The 19,329-nt window shown below is 71.6% G+C and carries 20 protein-coding genes and 1 pseudogene; 11 read left to right on the top strand and 10 right to left on the bottom strand.

Annotated features, from left to right (window positions below; translation table 11 throughout):
- The first annotated feature begins 183 nt into the window (after positions 1–183).
- Together PINTE_RS10110 and PINTE_RS10105 are read left to right on the top strand one after the other, a co-directional pair.
- Positions 184–561 carry a hypothetical protein gene (locus tag PINTE_RS10110; RefSeq protein ID WP_068429606.1) on the top strand — a complete coding sequence of 126 codons (378 nt, stop codon included), beginning with the start codon at positions 184–186 and terminating at the stop codon, positions 559–561.
- 158 nt (positions 562–719) lie between these two features.
- On the top strand, positions 720–2,366 hold the full coding sequence (locus PINTE_RS10105; protein WP_068429602.1) for a subtype B tannase: 1,647 nt from the start codon (positions 720–722) through the stop codon (positions 2,364–2,366).
- A 111-nt stretch (positions 2,367–2,477) separates the two neighbouring features.
- On the opposite strand, the gene PINTE_RS10100 is transcribed toward PINTE_RS10105, so the two are convergent.
- The 5 genes from PINTE_RS10100 to PINTE_RS10080 all read right to left on the bottom strand — a co-directional run bounded on the left by PINTE_RS10100 (position 2,478) and on the right by PINTE_RS10080 (position 5,705).
- Positions 2,478–3,260: a 3-hydroxybutyrate dehydrogenase gene (locus PINTE_RS10100; RefSeq protein WP_068429593.1), complete on the bottom strand. Its 783-nt coding sequence runs from the start codon at positions 3,258–3,260 to the stop codon at positions 2,478–2,480.
- A gap of 97 nt (positions 3,261–3,357) precedes the next feature.
- Positions 3,358–3,690, bottom strand: a complete 333-nt coding sequence (locus PINTE_RS10095; RefSeq protein ID WP_068429591.1) for a DUF202 domain-containing protein — start codon at positions 3,688–3,690, stop codon at positions 3,358–3,360.
- Complete coding sequence (locus PINTE_RS10090) at positions 3,687–4,103, bottom strand: YidH family protein (protein WP_245642892.1); 417 nt, start codon at positions 4,101–4,103, stop codon at positions 3,687–3,689. The genes PINTE_RS10095 and PINTE_RS10090 overlap by 4 nt, the downstream gene beginning before the upstream one ends.
- A gap of 214 nt (positions 4,104–4,317) precedes the next feature.
- A complete protein-coding gene (locus PINTE_RS10085; RefSeq protein WP_068429590.1) occupies positions 4,318–4,887 on the bottom strand; it encodes an SAP domain-containing protein in 570 nt (189 codons plus the stop codon).
- Between the two features lie 371 nt (positions 4,888–5,258).
- Positions 5,259–5,705, bottom strand: a complete 447-nt coding sequence (locus PINTE_RS10080) for a helix-turn-helix domain-containing protein (RefSeq protein ID WP_068429588.1) — start codon at positions 5,703–5,705, stop codon at positions 5,259–5,261.
- A 342-nt stretch (positions 5,706–6,047) separates the two neighbouring features.
- Between PINTE_RS10080 and PINTE_RS10075 the strand changes: the two genes are divergently transcribed.
- From PINTE_RS10075 to PINTE_RS10060, 4 genes are all read left to right on the top strand, one after another.
- The gene (locus PINTE_RS10075; protein WP_068429587.1) at positions 6,048–6,554 is read left to right on the top strand and encodes a hypothetical protein; all 507 of its coding nucleotides are present in this window, start codon (positions 6,048–6,050) and stop codon (positions 6,552–6,554) included.
- A 6-nt stretch (positions 6,555–6,560) separates the two neighbouring features.
- Positions 6,561–7,622, top strand: a complete 1,062-nt coding sequence (locus PINTE_RS10070; RefSeq protein WP_068429583.1) for an alpha/beta fold hydrolase — start codon at positions 6,561–6,563, stop codon at positions 7,620–7,622.
- A 172-nt stretch (positions 7,623–7,794) separates the two neighbouring features.
- On the top strand, positions 7,795–8,589 hold the full coding sequence (locus tag PINTE_RS10065) for a 3-oxoacyl-ACP reductase (protein WP_068429579.1): 795 nt from the start codon (positions 7,795–7,797) through the stop codon (positions 8,587–8,589).
- A gap of 118 nt (positions 8,590–8,707) precedes the next feature.
- Complete coding sequence (locus tag PINTE_RS10060) at positions 8,708–9,064, top strand: hypothetical protein (RefSeq protein ID WP_174524007.1); 357 nt, start codon at positions 8,708–8,710, stop codon at positions 9,062–9,064.
- A 466-nt stretch (positions 9,065–9,530) separates the two neighbouring features.
- On the opposite strand, the gene PINTE_RS24310 is transcribed toward PINTE_RS10060, so the two are convergent.
- From PINTE_RS24310 to PINTE_RS10035, 5 genes are all read right to left on the bottom strand, one after another.
- Positions 9,531–9,776 carry a hypothetical protein gene (locus PINTE_RS24310; protein ID WP_068429576.1) on the bottom strand — a complete coding sequence of 82 codons (246 nt, stop codon included), beginning with the start codon at positions 9,774–9,776 and terminating at the stop codon, positions 9,531–9,533.
- Between the two features lie 489 nt (positions 9,777–10,265).
- A complete protein-coding gene (locus tag PINTE_RS24305) occupies positions 10,266–11,147 on the bottom strand; it encodes a hypothetical protein (protein WP_245642891.1) in 882 nt (293 codons plus the stop codon).
- Between the two features lie 55 nt (positions 11,148–11,202).
- On the bottom strand, positions 11,203–11,970 hold the full coding sequence (locus PINTE_RS10045; RefSeq protein ID WP_068429571.1) for a phosphatase PAP2 family protein: 768 nt from the start codon (positions 11,968–11,970) through the stop codon (positions 11,203–11,205).
- A complete protein-coding gene (locus tag PINTE_RS10040) occupies positions 11,967–12,692 on the bottom strand; it encodes a phosphatase PAP2 family protein (RefSeq protein WP_245642890.1) in 726 nt (241 codons plus the stop codon). Before PINTE_RS10040 ends, PINTE_RS10045 begins: the two co-directional genes overlap by 4 nt.
- Positions 12,685–13,731, bottom strand: a complete 1,047-nt coding sequence (locus PINTE_RS10035; protein ID WP_245642889.1) for a diacylglycerol/lipid kinase family protein — start codon at positions 13,729–13,731, stop codon at positions 12,685–12,687. Before PINTE_RS10035 ends, PINTE_RS10040 begins: the two co-directional genes overlap by 8 nt.
- A gap of 116 nt (positions 13,732–13,847) precedes the next feature.
- On the opposite strand from PINTE_RS10035, the gene serS reads away from it, so the two are divergent.
- From serS to PINTE_RS10010, 5 genes and pseudogenes are all read left to right on the top strand, one after another.
- Positions 13,848–15,167 carry a serine--tRNA ligase gene (gene serS, locus PINTE_RS10030; protein WP_068429568.1) on the top strand — a complete coding sequence of 440 codons (1,320 nt, stop codon included), beginning with the start codon at positions 13,848–13,850 and terminating at the stop codon, positions 15,165–15,167.
- Positions 15,168–15,257: 90 nt separating this feature from the next.
- Positions 15,258–16,679 carry a sensor histidine kinase gene (locus PINTE_RS10025; RefSeq protein WP_245642888.1) on the top strand — a complete coding sequence of 474 codons (1,422 nt, stop codon included), beginning with the start codon at positions 15,258–15,260 and terminating at the stop codon, positions 16,677–16,679.
- Entirely contained in the window at positions 16,676–17,560 is an 885-nt protein-coding gene (locus PINTE_RS10020; RefSeq protein ID WP_068429565.1) for a response regulator, read from the top strand. The genes PINTE_RS10025 and PINTE_RS10020 overlap by 4 nt, the downstream gene beginning before the upstream one ends.
- A 616-nt stretch (positions 17,561–18,176) precedes the next feature.
- Positions 18,177–19,079: an ABC transporter ATP-binding protein gene (locus PINTE_RS10015; protein WP_068429559.1), complete on the top strand. Its 903-nt coding sequence runs from the start codon at positions 18,177–18,179 to the stop codon at positions 19,077–19,079.
- Positions 19,079–19,329 (top strand): annotated as a pseudogene (locus PINTE_RS10010) (hypothetical protein); the annotation flags it as partial. The gene PINTE_RS10015 and the pseudogene PINTE_RS10010, both read left to right, overlap by 1 nt.

Here is a 19,329-nt window from a genome sequence, read left to right as displayed (position 1 = left end):
GCTCGCCCGCGCGGCGCGCGCTCGCGGGTTGGACTTCCGCACTCGTGAGCTGCGCAGACACACCGAGGTCCGCGTCGGAGCCACGTCGAGGACGCTCGGTCGTCACCGCGAGATCGACGAGGTGACCGCGGCGAGGTTCTTCGATCAGTTCGCCGACGAGCTCGGTGGAAAGGGGTGGTGGAGATGAACACGTTCACCGTCACGGCGGAACGCACCCCGCGCGGGTGGTGGGTGCTGGAGGCGCCCGAGGTGGGGGCCGTCAGTCAGGTGCGGCGGCTCGACCAGGTCGCGGACGAGATGCGCGAGGCCGTCGCGCACCTCGCGGGCCTGGCCGAGAGCGAGGTGGAACTGGAGGTCGAGCCGGTCCTGCCCGCGGATTTCGTGGCGGCCCGCGACCTCGCCCGGGCCCGACGCCAGGAGGCCGATCGGCTGCGCGACGAGGCCGCCGCCGCCCACCGCGAGGCCGTGCGAATCCTCAGCGACCGGGGCTACACCGTGCGTGACATCGGCACGCTCATGGACGTCTCGCCGCAGCGCGTCAGCCAGCTCACGCGAGCCTGACGCGCGGGGTCGGTATCGCCGTTCGCGGCGTTCGAATCACAGCTGATTCATAACGTCGTTCGACTCGACATCGTGGACCGCTCGGCGAGCCTGGTCTGTGTGCGGTGGAAGCGAACCGGCCTGCCACCCAGACGGTCTCAGCGGGAGAGGGTGACGAGATGGTGGTGCGACGAAGGGCGGTACTCAAGGGCATCGGGGCAGGGGCGGTGAGCCTCGGGCTCGCGGCCTGCTCCACCGGCGGATCGGACGGCGCGGGCGGGGCCGCAGCCACGACCGCCGGCACAGGCGGGACGGCGAGCGGCGCCGGCGGCCCGTACTCGCTGACCTTCGACCCCTCGGCCTATCAGGAGCTGACGACGACGATCTCCACCGGCGCCGGCGACAAACAGGTCACCTACCGGTTCTGGCGGGCGATCCCGTACGTCGCCAACCCCGTCGACGTCACCTACCAGTCGCTCAACGTCAGCGTGCCGGTCACCATCGACGGCACCGCCGTCGACGCCACGAGGGTCCCGATCCTGCTGGCCAACTCCGTCGGGGGCTATCTGCCCTCCTCGGTCGCGGACGCGACCGAGGTCGGCGGGGCCGGGATGGGCGGGGGCGGCATGCCGGGCGGGGCGCCCGGCGGCGCGACGGGCTCCGCGACCGGCTCCGGGTCGGCGACCAGCGGATCGAGCGCCGAGGCGACCAGCGGGTCCAACGAGATGCTGTCGGCGAGCGGCGAGCAGGTCAGCCTCGCCAAGCTGGCCCTGGCCGCCGGGTACGTCGTCGTCGAGCCGGGGGCCCGCGGCCGCACGCTGACGAACTCCGCGGGGGAGTACTACGGCGTCGCGCCGGCTGCCATCGTCGACCTCAAGGCGGCGGTGCGCTACGTGCGCGCCAATTCCGGACGCCTGCCCGGAAATCCCGAGCGCATCATCACCTCCGGCGTCAGCGCCGGCGGTGCCCTCTCCGCCCTGCAGGGGGCTTCGGGCGACTCCCCGCGGTACGACGCCTACCTCAGCGAACTCGGCGCGGCCGACGCCAGCGACGCGATCTTCGCCAGCGGCGACTGGTGCCCGATCACCGACCTGGAGCACGCCGACGGTGCCTACGAGTGGTGCTGGGGCGCCAACCCGACCGCCTCCGGGCAGGTCGACCAGAGCCTGTCGGCCGCGCTCGCCGGGCAGTTCGGCACCTACCAACAAGGGCTCGGGCTGAGCGCGGACGGTTTCGGCGCCGTCACCGCCGACACCTACGGCGCCTATCTCGTGGCCACCTACCTACAGCCTGCCGCGACGAGCGCGCTGGCCGCCCTGTCGGAGGCCGACCGCACCGCATACCTGCAGTCCAACACCTGGATCACGTGGTCGAACAACCAGGCCACGTTCGCGTGGAAGGACTTTCTCACGCACGTCGGCACCCGCAAGAAGACGCTGCCGGCGTTCGACGCCTTCGACCTGTCCGCCGGTGAGAACAACCTCTTCGGGCTCGGCACCACGCAATCGCGGCACTTCACGCAGTTCTCCCAGGACCGCAGCACCGCCGGCTCCCTGACGGCGCTCGGCGACGACATCCCCGGCACGCTCTCGCTGATGAACCCGATGACTCATCTGCGCGAGAACACCGCCACGCGCGCCCAGCACTGGTGGATCCGGGTGGGCACCGCCGACTCCGACACCTCGCTGACCGTCGTGGCCAACCTCGCCCTGCAGCTGCGCGCCCTCGGCGCCGACGTCGACGCGAAGATGTACTGGGACCGCGGCCACGGGGCCAACGACGACCCCGCCGAGTTCATCGCCTGGATCGCCCGCATCTCTGCCTGACACCTCGACGACCGCCAACGACCCACCGTCACCGTCCGCGATGGCTGCTCTCGCCGGGTGCTCGGGCCCTCACCCGCCCTGATCGAGTTGACCGACGTTGATTCAGGGGAGTCAGTTCGAGGTCCAGCCGCCGTCGATGCGGTAGGCGGAGCCGGTGATGCTGGCGGCGGCGTCGGAGCACAGGAACGCGGCGATCTCGGCGACCTCGTCAGGCTCCACGAGGCGCTTGATCGCCGGGCGCAGCAGCATGATCTTTTCGACGACCTCGTCCTCGCCGATGCCGTGGGTCTTCGCCTGGTCGGCGATCTGCTTCTCCACCAGCGGGGTTCGCACGTAGCCGGGGTTGATGCAGTTGCTCGTCACGCCCTTGGCGCCGCCCTCCATCGCGGTGACCTTGCTCAGGCCCTCGAGCCCGTGCTTGGCCGACACGTACCCCGACTTGTACGGCGAGGCCACCAGGCCGTGCGCCGAGCTGATGTTGACGATGCGTCCCCAGCCGGCCGCGTACATGCGCGGCAGGCTCGTGCGGATGAGCCGGAACGGCGCGTGCAGCAGCACGTTGTGGATCGCGGTGAAGACCTCCGTCGGGTACTCCTCGATCGGCGCCACCCGTTGGAACCCGGCGTTGTTGACGAGGACGTCGGCGGCGAAGCGCTCGTCGGCGAGGCTGTCGAGGCCGGCCGGCGACGACAGGTCGACACCGACTCCCTCGTGACCCGAGCCCGGCAGGGAGCCGGCGGCCGCGCGGGCGGCGTCGGCGTCGAGGTCGACCACCGTCACCGCCGCACCCGCCCCCGCGAGCCGCTGCGCGCACGCCAGGCCGATGCCGCTGACGGCCCCGGTCACCACCGCCTTCTTGCCGGACAGGTCGAGGTTGACGATCGGGGCGTTCATGGCGGTCTCCTTCGACGCGACGATGCGGCGTGACGCGGCACGCGGAAATCGGGACGGCCCCCAGCATAGGCACCCGACGCCGCAGGCCCGCGCGGTCTCAGGCCAGCGCCAGGTAGGCGAGCGACCCCAGGCCGACGAGCAGCACGAAGGCGGTCAGGGCGAGATTGGCCCGTCCGTCCGGCAGATGAGCCGCGGCGTGCAGCGCGCGGTGGCTCGCGCGGTACCGCGCCCGCAGGAGCAGCGTGATCCCCAGCCACCCGAGCAGCGTGAGGGTCGCGAGCGCGACGGCGGCGGGCGCGTGCCGAGACGCGAGCAGCCGGGCCGCGACCAGGCCGGTCACCGTCAGCGACAACACGGTGCGCTGCCAGGCCAGCCGGGTGCGTTCGTTCTGAGCCCCGGGATCGTATGTGCGCTCCGGGGCGGTGCTCACAGCACGATCTCCAGCGTGATGGCCGCGACGGCCACGAGCGCCAGCGTCAGCAAGGGCATGGCCAGCGTCGACGACAGCGGCCGCGAGAGCCGCAGCGCCCGTTCATTGCGGGCCCAGCGCAGCAGAGCGAGCCCCGCGCACAGCACCCCGCACAGGGTCAACACGATCGCCGCCAGGTGCGCGTCGGAGCGAGCGACGGGTGCGTAGCCGGCCAAGGCGCCGAGGGCCAGGCCCGCGGTGAGGAAGCCGAGCGAGGTGCGGATCCAGGCCAGGAACGTGCGTTCGTTGGCGAACGTGAAGCGTGCATCCGGCTCCTGCCCGACGCCGTACACCCACCGTGGCCGACGCCGGTCGGCCGCGCCCGGAGCGCCCGGAGGCGACTGATCGCGGGGGTCGATGTCTGGGCCGTTCACTCGTGCCACCGCCTCCCGGCTCGTTGGGCGAGATCGCCCTGCCTGCCACTGTGTCATCCGATCGATGCCGATGCCGGTACGAGGCTGGGAAGGGGCTCCGGGCAGGACGAAACCCCGCAGCGCCCAATGGCGGCTACGGGGTCTCGTGACTATGGGGTGGTCCGTAGGTGCCTTGTTCTAGACAGAGCTACGGGACCGGTCTGTGCGACGCGACTCAGGCGTTGTCGGCTTCCTTGAGGCGGTTGCGCATCTCCTCGAGCGAACCCGACTGGGCCAGCTTGCGGGCGGCCAGCTCGGCCTTCAGCTGAGCGGAGTTCATGAGGTTGTAGTTGCGCTTGGTCTGCTCGGCAGCGGCCTCGACCTGCTGCTCGGCAGCGCCCTTGACCTGCTCGGCCGACTTCTCGACCTGCTCGCCGATCGTGGCGACCTGCTCGCGGGTGGTGTTGCTCAGGTGCTCCATCTGCTCGCGGGTGACCTCGGTGGCCGTCTTGGCCTGGTCGACCCACGCGGACTGCAGGGCCTCGGCCTGGGCGCGCCACTGAGCGGCGAACTCGACGTTGGCGGCGAGAACGCGGTGGGCGGCCTCACGCTGCACGTCGATGCTCTTGGCGGCGTAGTCGAAGACCTGGTCGATGGTGCTGGCGGCGTCGCCACCGGCGAAGGGGGCGATGGTCACGGGGCGCTCGAGAACGCGCAGGTACTGCGAGGACAGCGCGTCGAAGGCGGCGAACCAGTTGTCCTGCACCTTGCGGGTCGCGTCAACGTACTGGGTGGTGATCGACATGAAGGATCTCCTTTGTCTGTTGGGGGCTAGTCAGGCGTACGACGCCGGTCGTCCGTGACGGTCGTGCGTGGCGTCCTGCTTGAAATAGTACGCGCCTTGGATGGCATGTCAAACGCGGGCGCGCCGGTAGAGATCCCACACAGCTGTTTGTGAACTGCCGCTGACGTAGCGGTGACGGCCCGGGGATGAGCCGGCGAGCACCCGGCTCCGGACACCTACTGGCTCGCTGGACACCGCTCAGACGACGGGACGCGCGCGATAGCCGGTGTCCCGTCGAGGAGCCGGTGTCTCGTAAAGGAGCCGGTGTCCCGTAGCGGAGCCGGTGCCCCGCCGAACAGCTGGCGCAAACCGGCGACGGGCCGGTGACCGACTCAGTGCCGGTTGATGAACGTCTTGTACAGCGCGAGCATGGCCTGCTTCTCGTCGTCGCGAAGCGCCTCGTCACCCAGGATGGCCTCGACCGTGCCGCGGTCGCCACTCGAGGCCGCCGTCTCGGAGACGGTGCGCGCGCTCGCGGTGACGACGCCGGCCTGGGCGAGCATGTGCTCGGTGGAGATGTCGAGGGCGTCGGCGATCGAGCGCAACACCTTCAGCGAGGGTTGGTGCAGCCCCCGCTCCACCTGACTCAGGTAGGCGTTGGAGACGTTGCTCAACGTGGCCAGTTGACGCAGGGACAGGTCGGCGAGTTGGCGCTGCGCGCGGATGTAGGCGCCGAGCACGCTCGGGCGCTCGCTCTCGCGCTCCTCGGGGCCGCTGTCGAAGCCGTGGCGTCGTGCCGCGCCGTTGGTCTCCCTGGACCCGGCCGACCGCTGTGTCATGACGCCTCCTGTGTGCCTGAGTCCTGCGGAGCGGCCTCGGCGCTTCCTGCGGACTAGCGTTGCGTACCAGGATACGAAGTGCGTGGTTCCTCACGCACCGACTGGCGGATCACGAAGCCCTCACTTTCCAGTGGATTGTGTGTGTTTTTCCTCGCGGTCGGCCGTAACGCGACCCCCGCCCGGCCCGTATCGGCGCCGAACCGCGAGCCGTCGAGCCGGTCCCGCGCGCAGGTGGTGCTCCATATCGGCCTCCCGCAGAGTGGGATTGCGGGTGTCTCCGGAGCGCCCGCGCCCGTAGAGTCGGCAGCAGCGACAGCCGTCCACACCCAACGAGGGGATCCCATGACACAACAGCCCCGACCGTCCGATCCCGTACAGGCCGCCAAGGCGGCCTACGAGACGCAGGAGAAGCAGGCGTCGAAGGCGCTCGAAGAGCTCGTCTCCAGTCAGGGCTTCGCCGAGGGTCTGGCGATGGTCACCAGCAACGTGGCCGCCATGGCCCGCATCGGCAGCGTCGGCCTCGACCAGGTGGTGCGGATGACCCGCCTCGCCGGTCGCAGCGACATCGCGCGCCTGGGCCGCCAGCTGGCCCGCACCGAGGACAAGCTCGAGCAGGTGCTGCAGGTCGTCGAGTTGCTGGAGGCCGAGTTGGCGCTCGTGCGTGCCGAGCGCGACGCCGCCAAGGCCGAGTTGGCCGGCCAGTCCGACGGCTCCGACGAGTCCGACGAGGCGCCCGCCCGTCCGGCCCGTCGCACTGCGCGCAACGGTCGAGCGGTAGCCAACAGCAAGCCGCGCGTGGCCCGCAGCGCCAGCGCCGCGGTCGCCGACGGCGCCAAGAACGACGGGTAGTAGCGGATGAGTGCGCTGCTGCAGCTCGCCAGCCTGCCCAAGGCCCTGCTGGAGACGAGCAACATCCTGCTGACCACCGACGACGCGGTCATCGGAGCGACGCCCAAGGATGTCGTGTGGACTCACCGCAAGACGACGCTGTATCGCTACCGCAGCAACCAGCGTCGCCACCCGGTGCCGGTGCTGCTCGTCTTCGCGCTCATCAACCGGCCGGCGGTCTACGACCTGCGCCCGGGCAGTTCCTTCGTGGAGTTCCTGCTCGAGCAGGGGTACGACGTCTTCCTCCTCGACTGGGGCGCCCCGGACGACGAGGACGCCGACATGGGCCTGGACAACTACGTCTGCGACGAGCTCACCTGGGGTGTGCGCGAGGTCTGCCGGGCCTCCGGCTCCGCGGAGATCTCGATGATCGGTTGGTGCATCGGCGCCGCCCTGACCGCGATCTACGCCTCCCTGGAGCCCGAGGGGCCGGCCCGCAACCTCGTGTTGCTGACGATGCCGATCGACCCCAGCGACTCCGTCTACACCCGCTGGGTCGGGAGCGACTCCTTCGACGTCGACGAGCTCGTCGACAACTTCGGCAACGTGCCGGGCCGGCTCATCGACACCGCCAACCGCCTGCTCAAGCCGGTCACGAACTACGTGACGACCAAACGCCGGCTGTTCGAGCAGGTGCAGGCCGGCTCCGCCGACCGCGTCTCCTACCAGGCGATGTCGAAGTGGGTCGGCGACAACCCGCCGTTCCCGGGCCGAGCGTTCCGGGAGTGGATCACGTGGATGTACAAGGAGAACCGGCTCATCCGCGGCCGGATGGAGCTGCGCGGGCGGCGCGTCGACCTGGGCAACATCACGGCCAGCTGCCTCGTCGTCACCGCCGGTGCCGACCACATCGCGCCGCGGCACACGACCACCCCGTTCCTCGACGTCGTCGGCAGCGACGACGTCGAACACATGGCTCGTCCGGGCGGCCACATCGGCCTCATGGCCGGGTCGAAGGCGAAGCGCGAGATCTGGCCGGAGATCGCCGCGTGGCTCGAGCCCCGATCCGGTGCGGAGGCCGTCGACTGACCGTCCGCGGGCCCGTCGGGCTCCCCGGGCCGCCGCACGCCTCTGACCAGGCAGTGCGTGGGAAACATAGCGGCCCGGGAATCCCCGCAGAGCCCCTACGTGCGCTGGATCACCAGTAGTGTCCGTGCCACACGTCCCCCATTCGTCCCCAACACAACGATGTGAGGAATCCATGTCCGAGAACCTGCAGGGCCACGTCGCCCTCGTCACCGGCGGTACCCGAGGCATCGGTGCCGCGATCAGCGAGTCGCTCGCCGCGTCCGGCGCCACCGTGGTCGCCGCCTACGCGGGCAACACCGAGCGCGCCAACCAGTTCCGCGACCAGCTCACCGAGAAGTTCGGAGACCACGGCTTCGAGGCCGTGCAGTGCAAGGTCGAGGACCCGGAGGCCAGCCACAAGCTGGTCCAGGACGTCATCGAGAAGCACGGCCGCCTCGACATCGTCGTCAACAACGCGGGCATCACCCGCGACAAGATCGCCGCCAAGCTCGACCCGGCCGACTGGAAGGCGGTGCTCGACACCAACCTCGGCGGCGCGTTCTACGTCTCGCAGGCCGCCATCCCGCACATGGTCGAGCGGGGCAGCGGGCGCATCATCATGATCAGCTCGCTCAACGGCGAGATCGGCAACATCGGTCAGGCCAACTACAGCGCCAGCAAGGCGGGCATGATCGGTCTGACCAAGACCCTCGCCAAGGAGGTCGCGTTCTCCATGGGCAAGGCCGGCAAGCTGACCGACGACTCCCTGGGCGTCACGGTCAACTGCATCACCCCCGGCTACGTGCTCACCGAGATGGTCGCGGCCATGCCCGACAAGGTGCTCGACAACCTCAAGAGCGTCATCCCGGTGCGCCGCCTGGCCCGCCCCGAGGAGGTCGCTCGCATCGTGACCTTCCTCGCCGCCGACGAGTCGTCGTTCATCACCGGCCAGACCTGGGCCGTCAACGGCGGCCAGAACATGGCCTGAGACCTCTCCGGAGGCGGTCGCCCGTCGACCGCGCCGGAGGCGGCGTCCGCGGGCGCCGCAGGCCGGGGGCTACCCTGGTCGAGACATCAGAATTCGACACACCTTCAGGAGGTTTCGCATGACGAACCCGACCGACAAGGCCTTCAACGCCGCCGAAGAGGCGACCGCCCAGGCCACGCAGGCCGCCGAGGACACCATCGCGCGGATTCGCGAGATGAACGAGCGGATCATCGAGAGCAGCCGCAGCGCGGGGCTCGCGTCGCTCGACGCCTACGAGAACGCGCTCGAGAACCTCGTGCAGCTGCAGGAGCAGACCGCCGGCGCCACGCAGCTGGAGTGGGTCAACGCGCTCGCGCACGCCCACGCCCGCTACGTGCAGGACGTCTCCAAGGCGTACACGAGCGCGGCCCGCGAGATGCTCAACACGCCGCTGGGTGGCTCGGCTGCGCCGGCCAAGGGCGCCAAGAAGAAGTAACCGGACCCACCACTGCGCCGGCCGCCTCGCGGTCGCGTGCGCAGCCGAACGGGCAGGGCTTGCGAGCCCTGCCCGTTTCGCTGTGCGGCAACGGAATTGGTTCGACGACGAGCGAATTTCGCAGTGCCGACAGGCCGCTGACCTGCGATGCTGTGACTTGTCCCGAAAAGGCTATAGATTGGCGGTCGGGCGCCCGGGTCGGGCGTTCGTCTTGGGGGTAACAACACGACAGCGCGGCCACCCGGATGGCCTGTCGAATCGACCGGATCGTCCCGATCCACGGTCACCGCGGGGGCACCGAGGGCAGCGCGCTGTAGCACGGGCGCCGTGCCGCGGGCACGCGAAGGGGAACGGTCACAGTCATGACGCAGGACAACGGGGGCTTTGGGGGCCACGATCCGTTCGAGGACCCGGACCGCATCGAGCCGATGCGCGAGCCGGATCCCGGCAAGGAGGGCCGCCGGGGCTACCTCATGGTGGGAGCCGGTGTGACGGCGGCCGCGCTGGTCGTCGGCGGGTTCTGGCTGATGTCGCAGCCGGACGCGAACACCCAGGAGACGGCGACGCCGCAGCGCGTGGCGCTCTCCTCCGACGGGCTGCCGGCCCAGGCGAGCCCGGCGAACGTGACCGAGGCCGTGCCGATGGCTCGCGGGGCCCTCGAAGGCGGGCTGCCCATGCCGCAGGGCGTCAGCTCCCGCAGCCAGGACGTCATCCCCGCCCGGGTGCTCGCCTCCTACCGCACGGCCGAGGCCACGATGGCCCAGGACCAGGCCGGGTGCCGGTTGCCGTGGTGGGTCGTCGCCGCGGTGGGCAAGGTGCAATCCGATCACGCGAACCAGGGCACCGTCGACGACGGCGGCAACGTGCTGCCTCCCCTGCGCGGGCCGCGCCTGGACGGCTCGATCGTCGACACCCGCGCCGTGCAGGACACCGACGGCGGCCGCCTCGACGGCGACGCCCTCTACGACCGCGCGATGGGGCCGATGGAGATCGTGCCCAGCACCTGGGAGCTCATGGCCCGCGACGGCAACGGAGACGGGGTGGCCGACCCCGACAACATCGACGACGCCACCGTGACGGCCGCGAACTTCCTGTGCTCCTCCGGGCAGGACTTCGGCACCCCCGAGGGCCTGGCCGCCGGCGTGCTCTACACGAACGACCGCCTGCCGTACGCCAACAACGTGCTCTCCTGGGCGTCGTACTACCGCGGTGGCGCGACGCCGCCCACGGCCGCACCGGCTCCGAAGGCGACGAAGGCGCCCGACACCCGCAGCGCGCTGACCGGCACCACGCCGATCGGTGCCACGCCCACCGCCGGGGGCACCACACCGGCTCCGGCGCGCACCGCCGCCCCGCGCACTCCCGCGCCCGCCGTGCCGGCACCTCCGACCCGCGGCGGTAACCAGCCCGCGCCGGGCACGGTCGCCCCGGGTACGCAGGCCCCGGGAACGCCTGCGCCGGGAACCTCTGCTCCGCCAACCTCCGCCCCGGGGACTCCTGTGCCCGGCACGCCGACCGCTGCGCCGTCGACGAACGACCCCACGACCAGCGAGGCGCCCGCGCCCACGTCGAGCAGCAGCTCGTCGAGTTCCGACTCGAACGGGGGCTCCACGAGCGCCTCCCCGTCGAGTTCTTCCAGTTCGTCGAGTTCTCCGAGCTCATCGAGCCCGTCGAGCTCCTCGAGTTCGTCGTCGCCGCGGTCGTCGAGTTCGTCCAGCTCGAGTTCGAGTTCGAGTTCGTCCAGCTCGACGCGGCCCTCGCGGCCGACGCGGTCCAGCTCGACCTCCTCGACCCCGACCTCTAGTTCATCGAGTTCGTCGAGTTCCTCGACTCCGACCTCGTCGAGTTCATCGACGTCGTCGAGCCCGAGCAGCTCGAGTTCGTCGTCGAGTTCGAGCCCCGCGCAGACGACGCCGGCGAGTTCGTCCAGTTCGAGCAGCTCGTCCAGCGCCAGCTCGTCGAGTTCGAGCAGCTCCAGCTCGAGCAGTTCGAGTTCGAGCAGTTCGAGCCCGGCCGAATCCAGCAGCGCGCCGGCTCCCGAGCCGTCGTCGCCGTCGGGCACCTGACCTGGGCCGGTTCGCACCGAGAACGAACACCGAGAACCGAACACCGAGACCCGAGGCCAGGCCCGCGGCGCGTCAGGCGCCCGCGGGCCGCTCGGTCTCGTGCGGGGCCTGGGCGGTCTCGCGCACGGAGCGCACGGCGACGACCGCGCAGAAGATGCCGAGCAGCACGCCGACGATGATGTCGCTGACGTGGTGCGCGCCCCGGTAGAACCGGGAGAACGCGACGAGCACCGGCAGCGCGACCGAGAACACGACGATCGGCCAGCGCAGCCAGGCCCGCTCGATCCGCAGCGACAGCAACGCGATCGAGAGCCACAGCGCCATCGCCGCCGCCGCGTGGCCGCTGGGGAAGCTCGATGTCGGGGGCGCCTGGTCCGGCCGCGAGACCTCCGGGCGCGGACGGCCGACGATGTGCGTCGCGGTGACGAAGATCGTCGACTCCAGCGTGATCGCGAGCAGCGGGACCATCCCCACCCACCAGCGGCGGGTGAGGTACCAGATGAGCAGCGACACGACAACGGCCGTGCCGATCGTGAACCACGTGTCGGTGCTCGTCGACCAGATCTTCGTGAGCATGTCCCACAGCCCGGTGCGGTCGGCGGCGGCCTCCTGGCTCAGCTGCTCCTCGGCCCGCAGTTCGTGCAGCGGCCCCATGATCAGCTCGCCGAGGCCGACGATCACCGCCCACACGAGCAGGCCCGGGAGCACCGCGCGGGTCGCCAGCTGGGCGAGCACGCGCCCGACGCCCGGCCGGACCTGCGGGTGCGGCCAGCGGCGGATCAGCCCGCCCGATTCGCCCGAAGTGTGGCCGTCGCGCGGACGCGAATCCGTTGCGCTCATCGTCGTGCCTCCGTCGTTGCAGGTGAGAACCGGAAACCGGCCCATGACGAGTACACCAGGGCGCAGGCCAGCAACACCCCACCCACGGTGTCCGAGGGGTAGTGCACGCCGAGAAGCACCCGGTCCAGCGCGGTCAGCACCGCGAGCACCGCCGCGACCGCGACCAGCGCCCACGCCAGGGCGTTCGACCGGCGGCGCAGCAGCGGCCAGGTCATGACGAGCACCGCCGCACACGCCATCGTGACGTTGAACACGTGGCCGGAGGGGAAGCTGTAGCCGGGGGCGCCCGCCACCGCGTCCTGCACCACCGGCCGGGCCCGCTGCACGAGCAGCTTGACGTTCAGGCCCATGTTCCAGCCGACGAGAGCCGTGGCCACGCCCCACACGGCGCGGGAGCGCAGGCCGGCGCGCCACGTCCAGATCGCCGCGGCCGGCAGCAGCGCCGCGTACACGTGCCAGGGCAGAAACGCCTCCTGCCAGGCGAGCAGGGCCTGCAGCAGCGCGGGCCGGGCGCGGGTGTAGTCAGTGGCGGCGACGATCGCCGCCTCGTCGACGCGGTGCAGCGGCTCGTACCCGGCCTGCACGAGGCCCGCGATGAGCGCGACGGGCAGGCAGGTGACGATCGCGGTGAGCAGGCCGCGCAGCACGCGCGGTGCGAGCGCGCGCAGGGTGCGGGCGGTGATCCCGGGCCGGTGTTCGGCCTCCCGGCGATCCTCAGGCAACCCGCACCTTCAGGCAGCTGGGCTTGACGGCGAACCGCAGCGACAGGCCCGGACCGATCGGGTCGCCGTCGAGCTGCACCTCCTGGGTGTGCGACAGCCTCAGGGTCATCGTGTGCACGCGGTGGTGCTCGACGCGCGCGTGGCCGCGGCGCTGGCGGGTGGCGATGTGCGCGCCCACCGACGCCCAGCCGATGATGCTCTTCGGGGAGAGCAGCACGACGTCGAGTTCGCCGTCGTCGGGGTCGGCGTCGGGCAGCAGTTCGACCCCGCCCTGCAGGCGCCCGACGTTGCCGACGACGACCGTGCGGGCCTGCCGGTGCTGCGGCGGGCCGCCGTCGATCGAGACCTCGACGTCGAAGCGCTTGCCGTTGAGGTGCTTCATGCCCGCGACCACATATGCGGGCCAACCGAACTGCGCCTTGAGCTTCTCCGGTGCGTCGGCCATGACCGAGGCGTCGAAACCCATGCCGGCCATGACGAGAAAGTAGTAGTCGTGCTCGGTGTCCTGGGTCTGGCCGGGGGTGACGACGTTGATCGTGCCGACGTCGATGCGGTCGTCGTGGCCCGTGAGCGCCACCGTCAGGGCGTCTTCGATGGAGTCGATCGGCACCCCGAGGTTGCGGGCCAGCAGGTTGCCGGTGCCGCCGGGCAGGAGGCCCATCGGGGTGTCGGTGTCGATGAGCGCCGCGGACACCGCCCGCACCGTGCCGTCTCCGCCGAGGGGGCAGACGATCGTGGCGCCCTCCTCGAGGGCCCGCCGGGCCTGGCCCGTGCCCGGATCGTCGGCGGTCGTCTCGATCCACAGCGGGTCGGCCCAGCCGTGCTGGTGGCAGACCCGCGTGACCCGGGCGTGGACCTCCTCGACGTCGCTGAACTTCGTCGGGTTGACGATGACGGCGGCGCGCGGGCGCTGGTGGTGCTCCCGCTGCTCCTGCGGCGGCTCGTGCGCGTCGCGTCGGCGTCGGGTCAGCAGGAGCAGTGCCAGGGCCGCGACGGCGACGAGCACGACGACGGCGATGATGAGCTGGCCCGTATCCACCCCATGACGGTACTCCGCCACCTCCTGTGACGCGGTTCCACCGACGTGCCCCGACAGGCCGGCGGACGGTCGAAACGATTGGGGCGGGCCCGCCGGCCCCCAGTAGGCTCGCTGTCGTGATCGACATCAAGGTGCTTCGTGAGAATCCGGAGGCGGTGCGCGCGTCGCAGCGCGCCCGCGGGGAGGACGTGACGGCGGTCGACGCCGTGCTGGCGGCCGACGAGCGGCGCCGCTCGTCGTTGGCGGAGTACGAGTCGACGCGCGCGGAACAGAACCGGGTCAGCAAGGGCGTCGGCCCGCTCATGGGGCAGCTGAAGAAGGCGCAGAAGGCGGGCGAGGACACCGCGGCGCTGCAGGCGCGGGCCGACGCGGCGCGCGCGGAGGGTGCCCGGCTCGGGGCGCGGGTCAAGGAGCTGGAGGCGGTGCGCAACGAGGCCGACGAGCAGCTCTCGACGCTGCTGCGGCACATCGGCAACGTCATCATCGACGGCGTGCCCGCCGGCGGCGAGGACGACTTCGCGGTGCTGGAGACGTTCGGCACCCCCCGCGACTTCGCCGCCGAGGGCTTCGAGCCGCGTGACCACGTCGAGATCCTCGAGGGGCTCGGCGGGCTCGATCTGGCCCGCGGGGCGCGGGTCGCCGAGTCGCGGTTCTACTACCTCGTCGGGCAGGGCGCGCGGCTGGAGCAGGCGATGCTCAACCTCGCGCTCGACCGCGCCTTCGACGCCGGTTTCACCCAGATCGGGGTGCCGACGCTGGTCAACCACCGCACGATGGAGGGCGCCGGCTTCCTCGACGCCCACGCCGACGAGGTCTACAAGCTCGGTACCGACGATCTCTACCTCACCGGCACCTCCGAGGTGGCGCTCGCCGGCTTCCACACCGACGAGATCCTCGACCTGAGCGCCGGATCGCGCCGCTACACGGCGTGTTCGACGTGCTACCGCCGGGAGGCGGGCAGCTACGGCAAGGACACCCGCGGCATCATCCGCGTGCACCAGTTCCAGAAGGTCGAGATGTTCGTCTACTGCCGGCCCGAAGACGCGGTCGCCGAGCACCAGAACCTGCTCGCGCAGGAGAAGGCGATGCTCGACCTCATGGAGCTGCCGTACCGCGTCATCGACGTCGCCGCCGGCGACCTCGGCGGCCCGGCCGCGCGCAAGTTCGACTGCGAGGGCTGGGTGCCGACTCAGGGCAAGTACCGCGAACTGACGTCGACGTCGAACTGCACGACGTTCCAGGCCCGGCGCCTGGGCATCCGCGAGCGCACCGAGGGCGGCACCCGCGTGCTGGCCACCCTCAACGGCACGCTCGCGACGACGCGCTGGTTGGTGGCGATCCTGGAGAACCACCAGCAGGCCGACGGCTCGGTGGTCGTGCCGCAGGCGCTGCGGCCGTACCTGCGCACCGACCGCCTCGTTCCCGGCGGCCGCTGACCCCGGCGGCCGGCTCCGCCTGTCGGGGGAGGTTTCCGGCCGCGGCGCTGCCTACCGTGGGTGGAGACGGGAGGGGGCGCGGTGGCGCAGGTGAGCAGGGCAGAGCGGTTCGCGCGCTGGTTCGGTGCCGGCGACGACTGGGAGCGGGTGCCGGAGCCGGGGCGAGCCCGCTTCGACGCGCGCGTCGCGATCCTGTTCGCGCTCTGCGCGATGGCCACGCTGGAGTTGTACCGCAGCCTAGGGTTGGCGGCGCCGCTCGACCGCCCGGTGTGGCAGCAGCACGCGCTGCTCCTCGCGGGCATCGTGCCGCTCTTCTGGCGGCGACGGTTTCCGCTGACGGTCGCTGTTCTCGGGCAGCTGCACTTCTTCACGGTCGGCGTGACGATGCCGCAGGTGGCGTACCTGCTCGTCGTGCAGCTGCTGTGCTTCTTCGGGCTGTACAGCGGGGTGGCGTGGGCCCGCGACCGGCGCGCGCTGCTCGTCGTGCTCGGCGCGGTGCTGATCTACATGATCGGCTGGCTGGCCTGGGATTTCGCCCTCGGCAACTCGATCGCGCAGATGACCGCGGAGGCGGCGGGGCGCGGGGCCGCCGGACTGGTGTCGCCGCCGGTCGCCTGGGTGCTGCTCACGGTGTTCAACAACGTCGTCTTCTTTCTCGGCGCCGTGCTACTCGGGCAGAACTCCTGGCGCTCTGCGCGGCGCTCGGCGATCGTCGCCGAGCAGCGCAACACGATCGCGCGGCAGGCGCACGAGTTGCGCGACCGCGCGGTCGTGCAAGAGCGGCTGCGGATCGCCCGCGAGTTGCACGACGTCGTCGCCCACCACGTGTCGGTCATGGGCGTGCAGGCCGCCGCGGCGCGCCGCGTGCTCGACCGCCGACCCGACGCCGCGGCGCAGGCGCTGAGCCAGATCGAGGAGTCGTCGCGGCAGTCCGTCGCCGAGATGCGCCGGCTGCTCGGCACGCTGCGCGCGGGGGAGGACGCCGCCTCCGAGCCGTCGGATTCGGTTGCCGAGCAGGGAGTTTCGCGCGAGCCGGAGCCGGGTCTGGCGCGTGTCGCCGACCTCGTCGAGCAGGCGCGCGGCCCGGGACTGGCCGTGGCCTACGACCTCGTCGAGGAGCCGGCCGGGGCGGCGGAGACGGTGCCGGCGCCGATGGGGTTGTCGGTCTACCGGATCGTGCAGGAGGCGCTGTCCAATGTGCGGCGGCACTCGACGGCCGCGCGGGTGGGGGTCGTCGTGCGGGTCATCGCGGCCCCGGGCCGGGGGACTCGTGGCTATGTGGAGGCGGAGGTCGTCGACAACGGCCGGCCGCGGGCCGGCACGTCGGGCACCGGCATGGGGCTGCTCGGCATGCGGGAGCGCGCGTCCTCGCACGGCGGGCTTGTCGAGGCCGGTCCGCGGCTGTCCGGCGGTTACCGTGTGCGCGCGAGGTTTCCCCTCGATCAGGCACTCGACCAGGCATTCGACCAGGCCATCGACCAGACCATCGACCAGACAGGTGAGCAGGCATGACGGACCCCGGGCTCGCAGGGCCTTCGGCGCTGCGGATCGTGCTCGTCGACGACCAGCGGCTGGTGCGGTCCGGCTTCGAGCTGATGCTCTCGGTCGAGGACGACATCGAGATCGTCGGGCAGGCCGCCGACGGGCAGGAGGCGCTCGAGGTCGTCGCGCGCACCCGGCCCGACGTCGTGCTCATGGACGTGCAGATGCCGCGCATGGACGGCATCGAGGCGACCCGGCGCATCGTCTCGGGCGCCGGGGCGGTTGGGGGTGCCGGTGCGGCTGGGTCAGCCGGGGCGGCTGGTTCGGCTGGCGCCGAGGCCGGTTCGGCTGGGATGGCTGGGGCCGCCGGTGAGGCCGGTTCGGCTTGGGGCGAGTCGGGTTCGATCGGCGGTGGGGCCTCGGCCGGGCCGCGGGTCGTGATCCTGACGACGTTCGACCGCGACGATTACGTGTTCGCCGGGCTGCGCGCCGGGGCGAGCGGCTTCCTGCTGAAGAACTGCGAGCCCGACCAGCTCGTCGACGCGATCCGCGCCGCCGGGCACGGGCACGCGCTGCTCGCGCCCGAGGTGACCCGCCGGGTCATCGAGCAGATGGTGACGCCCTCGGCGTCGGCCACGGCGCAACCGACGGAACGAGCGCAACCGGCGCCGGAGGCGGCGCGTTCGCCGGAGCACGCGACAGCGCTGGCGCGGCTCACCGAGCGGGAGCGAGAGGTGCTGACGCTGGTGGCGGAGGGCCTGTCGAATGCCGAGATCGCGGCGCGGCTGTTTCTCGGAGAGGCGACCGTCAAGACGCACGTGTCGAACTGTCTGAGCAAGCTGCACCTGCGCGACCGCGTGCAGGCCGTCGTCTTCGCCTACGAAGCGCGGCTCGTGCTGCCCGGCGAGTAACGCGCCCGGCGGAATACAGGCGGGGGTCGCGGGGATGGCCCGACGAGGGCATGTCCGGAGGGAAGGCCCTGATGGGGAAAGCGCCGGGGGAAGGCCCTGCCAGGGAAAGCGCCGGAGGGGGAAGGCCCTGCCAGGGCATGCGGGGGCGGGAAGGGCCGGCGAAGGAGTGCCGGAGAGGGGAGCGCTGCGCGGCAAGTGGGGGCCGTTACGGGGCCGAAGACGAGAACGACTTACATACTCGGACCCGGGCGCCGTCGGCGGGCTTGTGACCTGCGGTGATGCCCGGCCGCGGCGCGTGTCGGGGCGAGTATGTATGCCAACTTCGTCTTGGGCCCACCCCAGGGCCCGGTTCCGGAGGCCTGGCGCGGCGTCCGGCGCCTTCCGATAGCCGCTGCGACGAAGCCGTTCGCTCGGCGGGGCGAAACTGCAGCGGGGTGGCGGCCGGGCGGCAGCGCGGACCTCGGCGACCCCCGGTGCCGGGCGGACTGCGGTCAGCCGCGCGGGGGAGGGGTCGATCGGTGGGTAGGCGTCGGCTCCGACTGCAGGCTGATCCGTCGCGAGCGGCCGGCTGCCTAGCGTGGGGTACCGGAGAACACACTGACGCGAGGGTGGACGGATGCTGCAGGTCCAGGAGCTGACGAGACGGTTCGGCGAACACACTGCGGTCGACGGGGTGAGCTTCCAGGTGCCCGACGGTGAACTCGTCGGGTTCGTCGGCGGCAACGGCGCGGGCAAAACCACGACGATGCGAATGATCATGGGGGTGCTGGCGATCCACGGCGGGCAGGTCCTGCTCGACGGCCGCGGCATCACCGCTGCCGACCGCCGCCGGTTCGGCTACATGCCCGAGGAGCGCGGCCTCTACCCCAAGCAGCGGGTGCTCGACCAACTCGTCTACCTCGGGCGGCTGCACGGCATGAGCCAGGGCGACGCGCGGTCCGCGGCGATCGAACACCTCGAGCGGTTCGGGCTGGCCGACCGGGCTCGCGACCATGTCGAGAAGCTGTCGCTCGGCAACCAGCAGCGCGTGCAGATCATCGCGGCCGTCATGGCCGAGCCGACGGCGCTCGTGCTCGACGAGCCGTTCTCCGGGCTCGACCCGACGGCGGTCGACGAGATGGCCGACGTGCTGCGCGAGCACGCGCGCCGCGGGGTGCCGATCCTGTTCAGCTCCCACCAGCTCGACCTCGTCGAGCGGCTGTGCGACCGGCTCGTCGTGCTGGCCCGCGGCCGGGTCGTCGCGGCGGGCACCGCGCCGGAGCTGCGCGCGGGCGCGGCGGTGCGGCACCGGCTCGTGCTCTCCGGCGACGCCGGCTGGACCCGCGACCAACGGGGGGTGCACGTCGCCGACGTCGAGGGCCGGACGGCGCTCGTGGAGATCCTCGAGTCCGGCGCCGAGCGGGCGCTGCTCGCCGAGGCCCTGCGACGCGGCGACGTGCACGAGTTCGCGCGGATCGTGCCGCCGCTGTCGGAGATCTATCGCGAGGTCACGGCCGATCACCTGGCGGGGGTGGCGTGATGGAACGGCGGGAGGCGGCGTGGCCGGTCGTCGCGACGCGGGAGATCATGGCGCGGCTCACCGACCGCAACTTCCTCGTCTCGACGGGGTTCACGCTCGTGCTCATCGTCGGCATCTTCGCGGTGCAGGCGTTCGTCGCGGCCCGCTCCGGCGCGCCGCAGATCGCGGTGACCGGAGCGGAGGGCGCCGAGGCGACCCAGATCGTGCGGGCCGCGGGCGAGGGCGGCGTGCCGGGGGCGCAGGCGCCGGA

The sequence above is a fragment of the Piscicoccus intestinalis NBRC 104926 genome (assembly GCF_001515525.1).
GTDB lineage: Bacteria > Actinomycetota > Actinomycetes > Actinomycetales > Dermatophilaceae > Kineosphaera > Kineosphaera intestinalis.
The sequence above is the reverse complement of the archived record's forward strand: the minus strand, read 5'-3'. Positions and strand labels throughout refer to the sequence as shown.

Excerpts from the sequence above, each read along its gene's own strand:
- PINTE_RS10110 (WP_068429606.1), top strand. The coding sequence starts at position 184 with ATGAACACGTTCACCGTCACGGCGGAACGCACCCCGCGCGGGTGGTGG.
- PINTE_RS10105 (WP_068429602.1), top strand. The coding sequence starts at position 720 with ATGGTGGTGCGACGAAGGGCGGTACTCAAGGGCATCGGGGCAGGGGCG.
- PINTE_RS10100 (WP_068429593.1), bottom strand. The coding sequence starts at position 3,260 with ATGAACGCCCCGATCGTCAACCTCGACCTGTCCGGCAAGAAGGCGGTG.
- PINTE_RS10085 (WP_068429590.1), bottom strand. The coding sequence starts at position 4,887 with ATGTCGATCACCACCCAGTACGTTGACGCGACCCGCAAGGTGCAGGAC.
- PINTE_RS10080 (WP_068429588.1), bottom strand. The coding sequence starts at position 5,705 with ATGACACAGCGGTCGGCCGGGTCCAGGGAGACCAACGGCGCGGCACGA.
- PINTE_RS10075 (WP_068429587.1), top strand. The coding sequence starts at position 6,048 with ATGACACAACAGCCCCGACCGTCCGATCCCGTACAGGCCGCCAAGGCG.
- PINTE_RS10070 (WP_068429583.1), top strand. The coding sequence starts at position 6,561 with ATGAGTGCGCTGCTGCAGCTCGCCAGCCTGCCCAAGGCCCTGCTGGAG.
- PINTE_RS10065 (WP_068429579.1), top strand. The coding sequence starts at position 7,795 with ATGTCCGAGAACCTGCAGGGCCACGTCGCCCTCGTCACCGGCGGTACC.
- PINTE_RS10060 (WP_174524007.1), top strand. The coding sequence starts at position 8,708 with ATGACGAACCCGACCGACAAGGCCTTCAACGCCGCCGAAGAGGCGACC.
- PINTE_RS24310 (WP_068429576.1), bottom strand. The coding sequence starts at position 9,776 with ATGACGTCCTGGCTGCGGGAGCTGACGCCCTGCGGCATGGGCAGCCCG.
- PINTE_RS10045 (WP_068429571.1), bottom strand. The coding sequence starts at position 11,970 with ATGAGCGCAACGGATTCGCGTCCGCGCGACGGCCACACTTCGGGCGAA.
- PINTE_RS10020 (WP_068429565.1), top strand. The coding sequence starts at position 16,676 with ATGACGGACCCCGGGCTCGCAGGGCCTTCGGCGCTGCGGATCGTGCTC.
- PINTE_RS10015 (WP_068429559.1), top strand. The coding sequence starts at position 18,177 with ATGCTGCAGGTCCAGGAGCTGACGAGACGGTTCGGCGAACACACTGCG.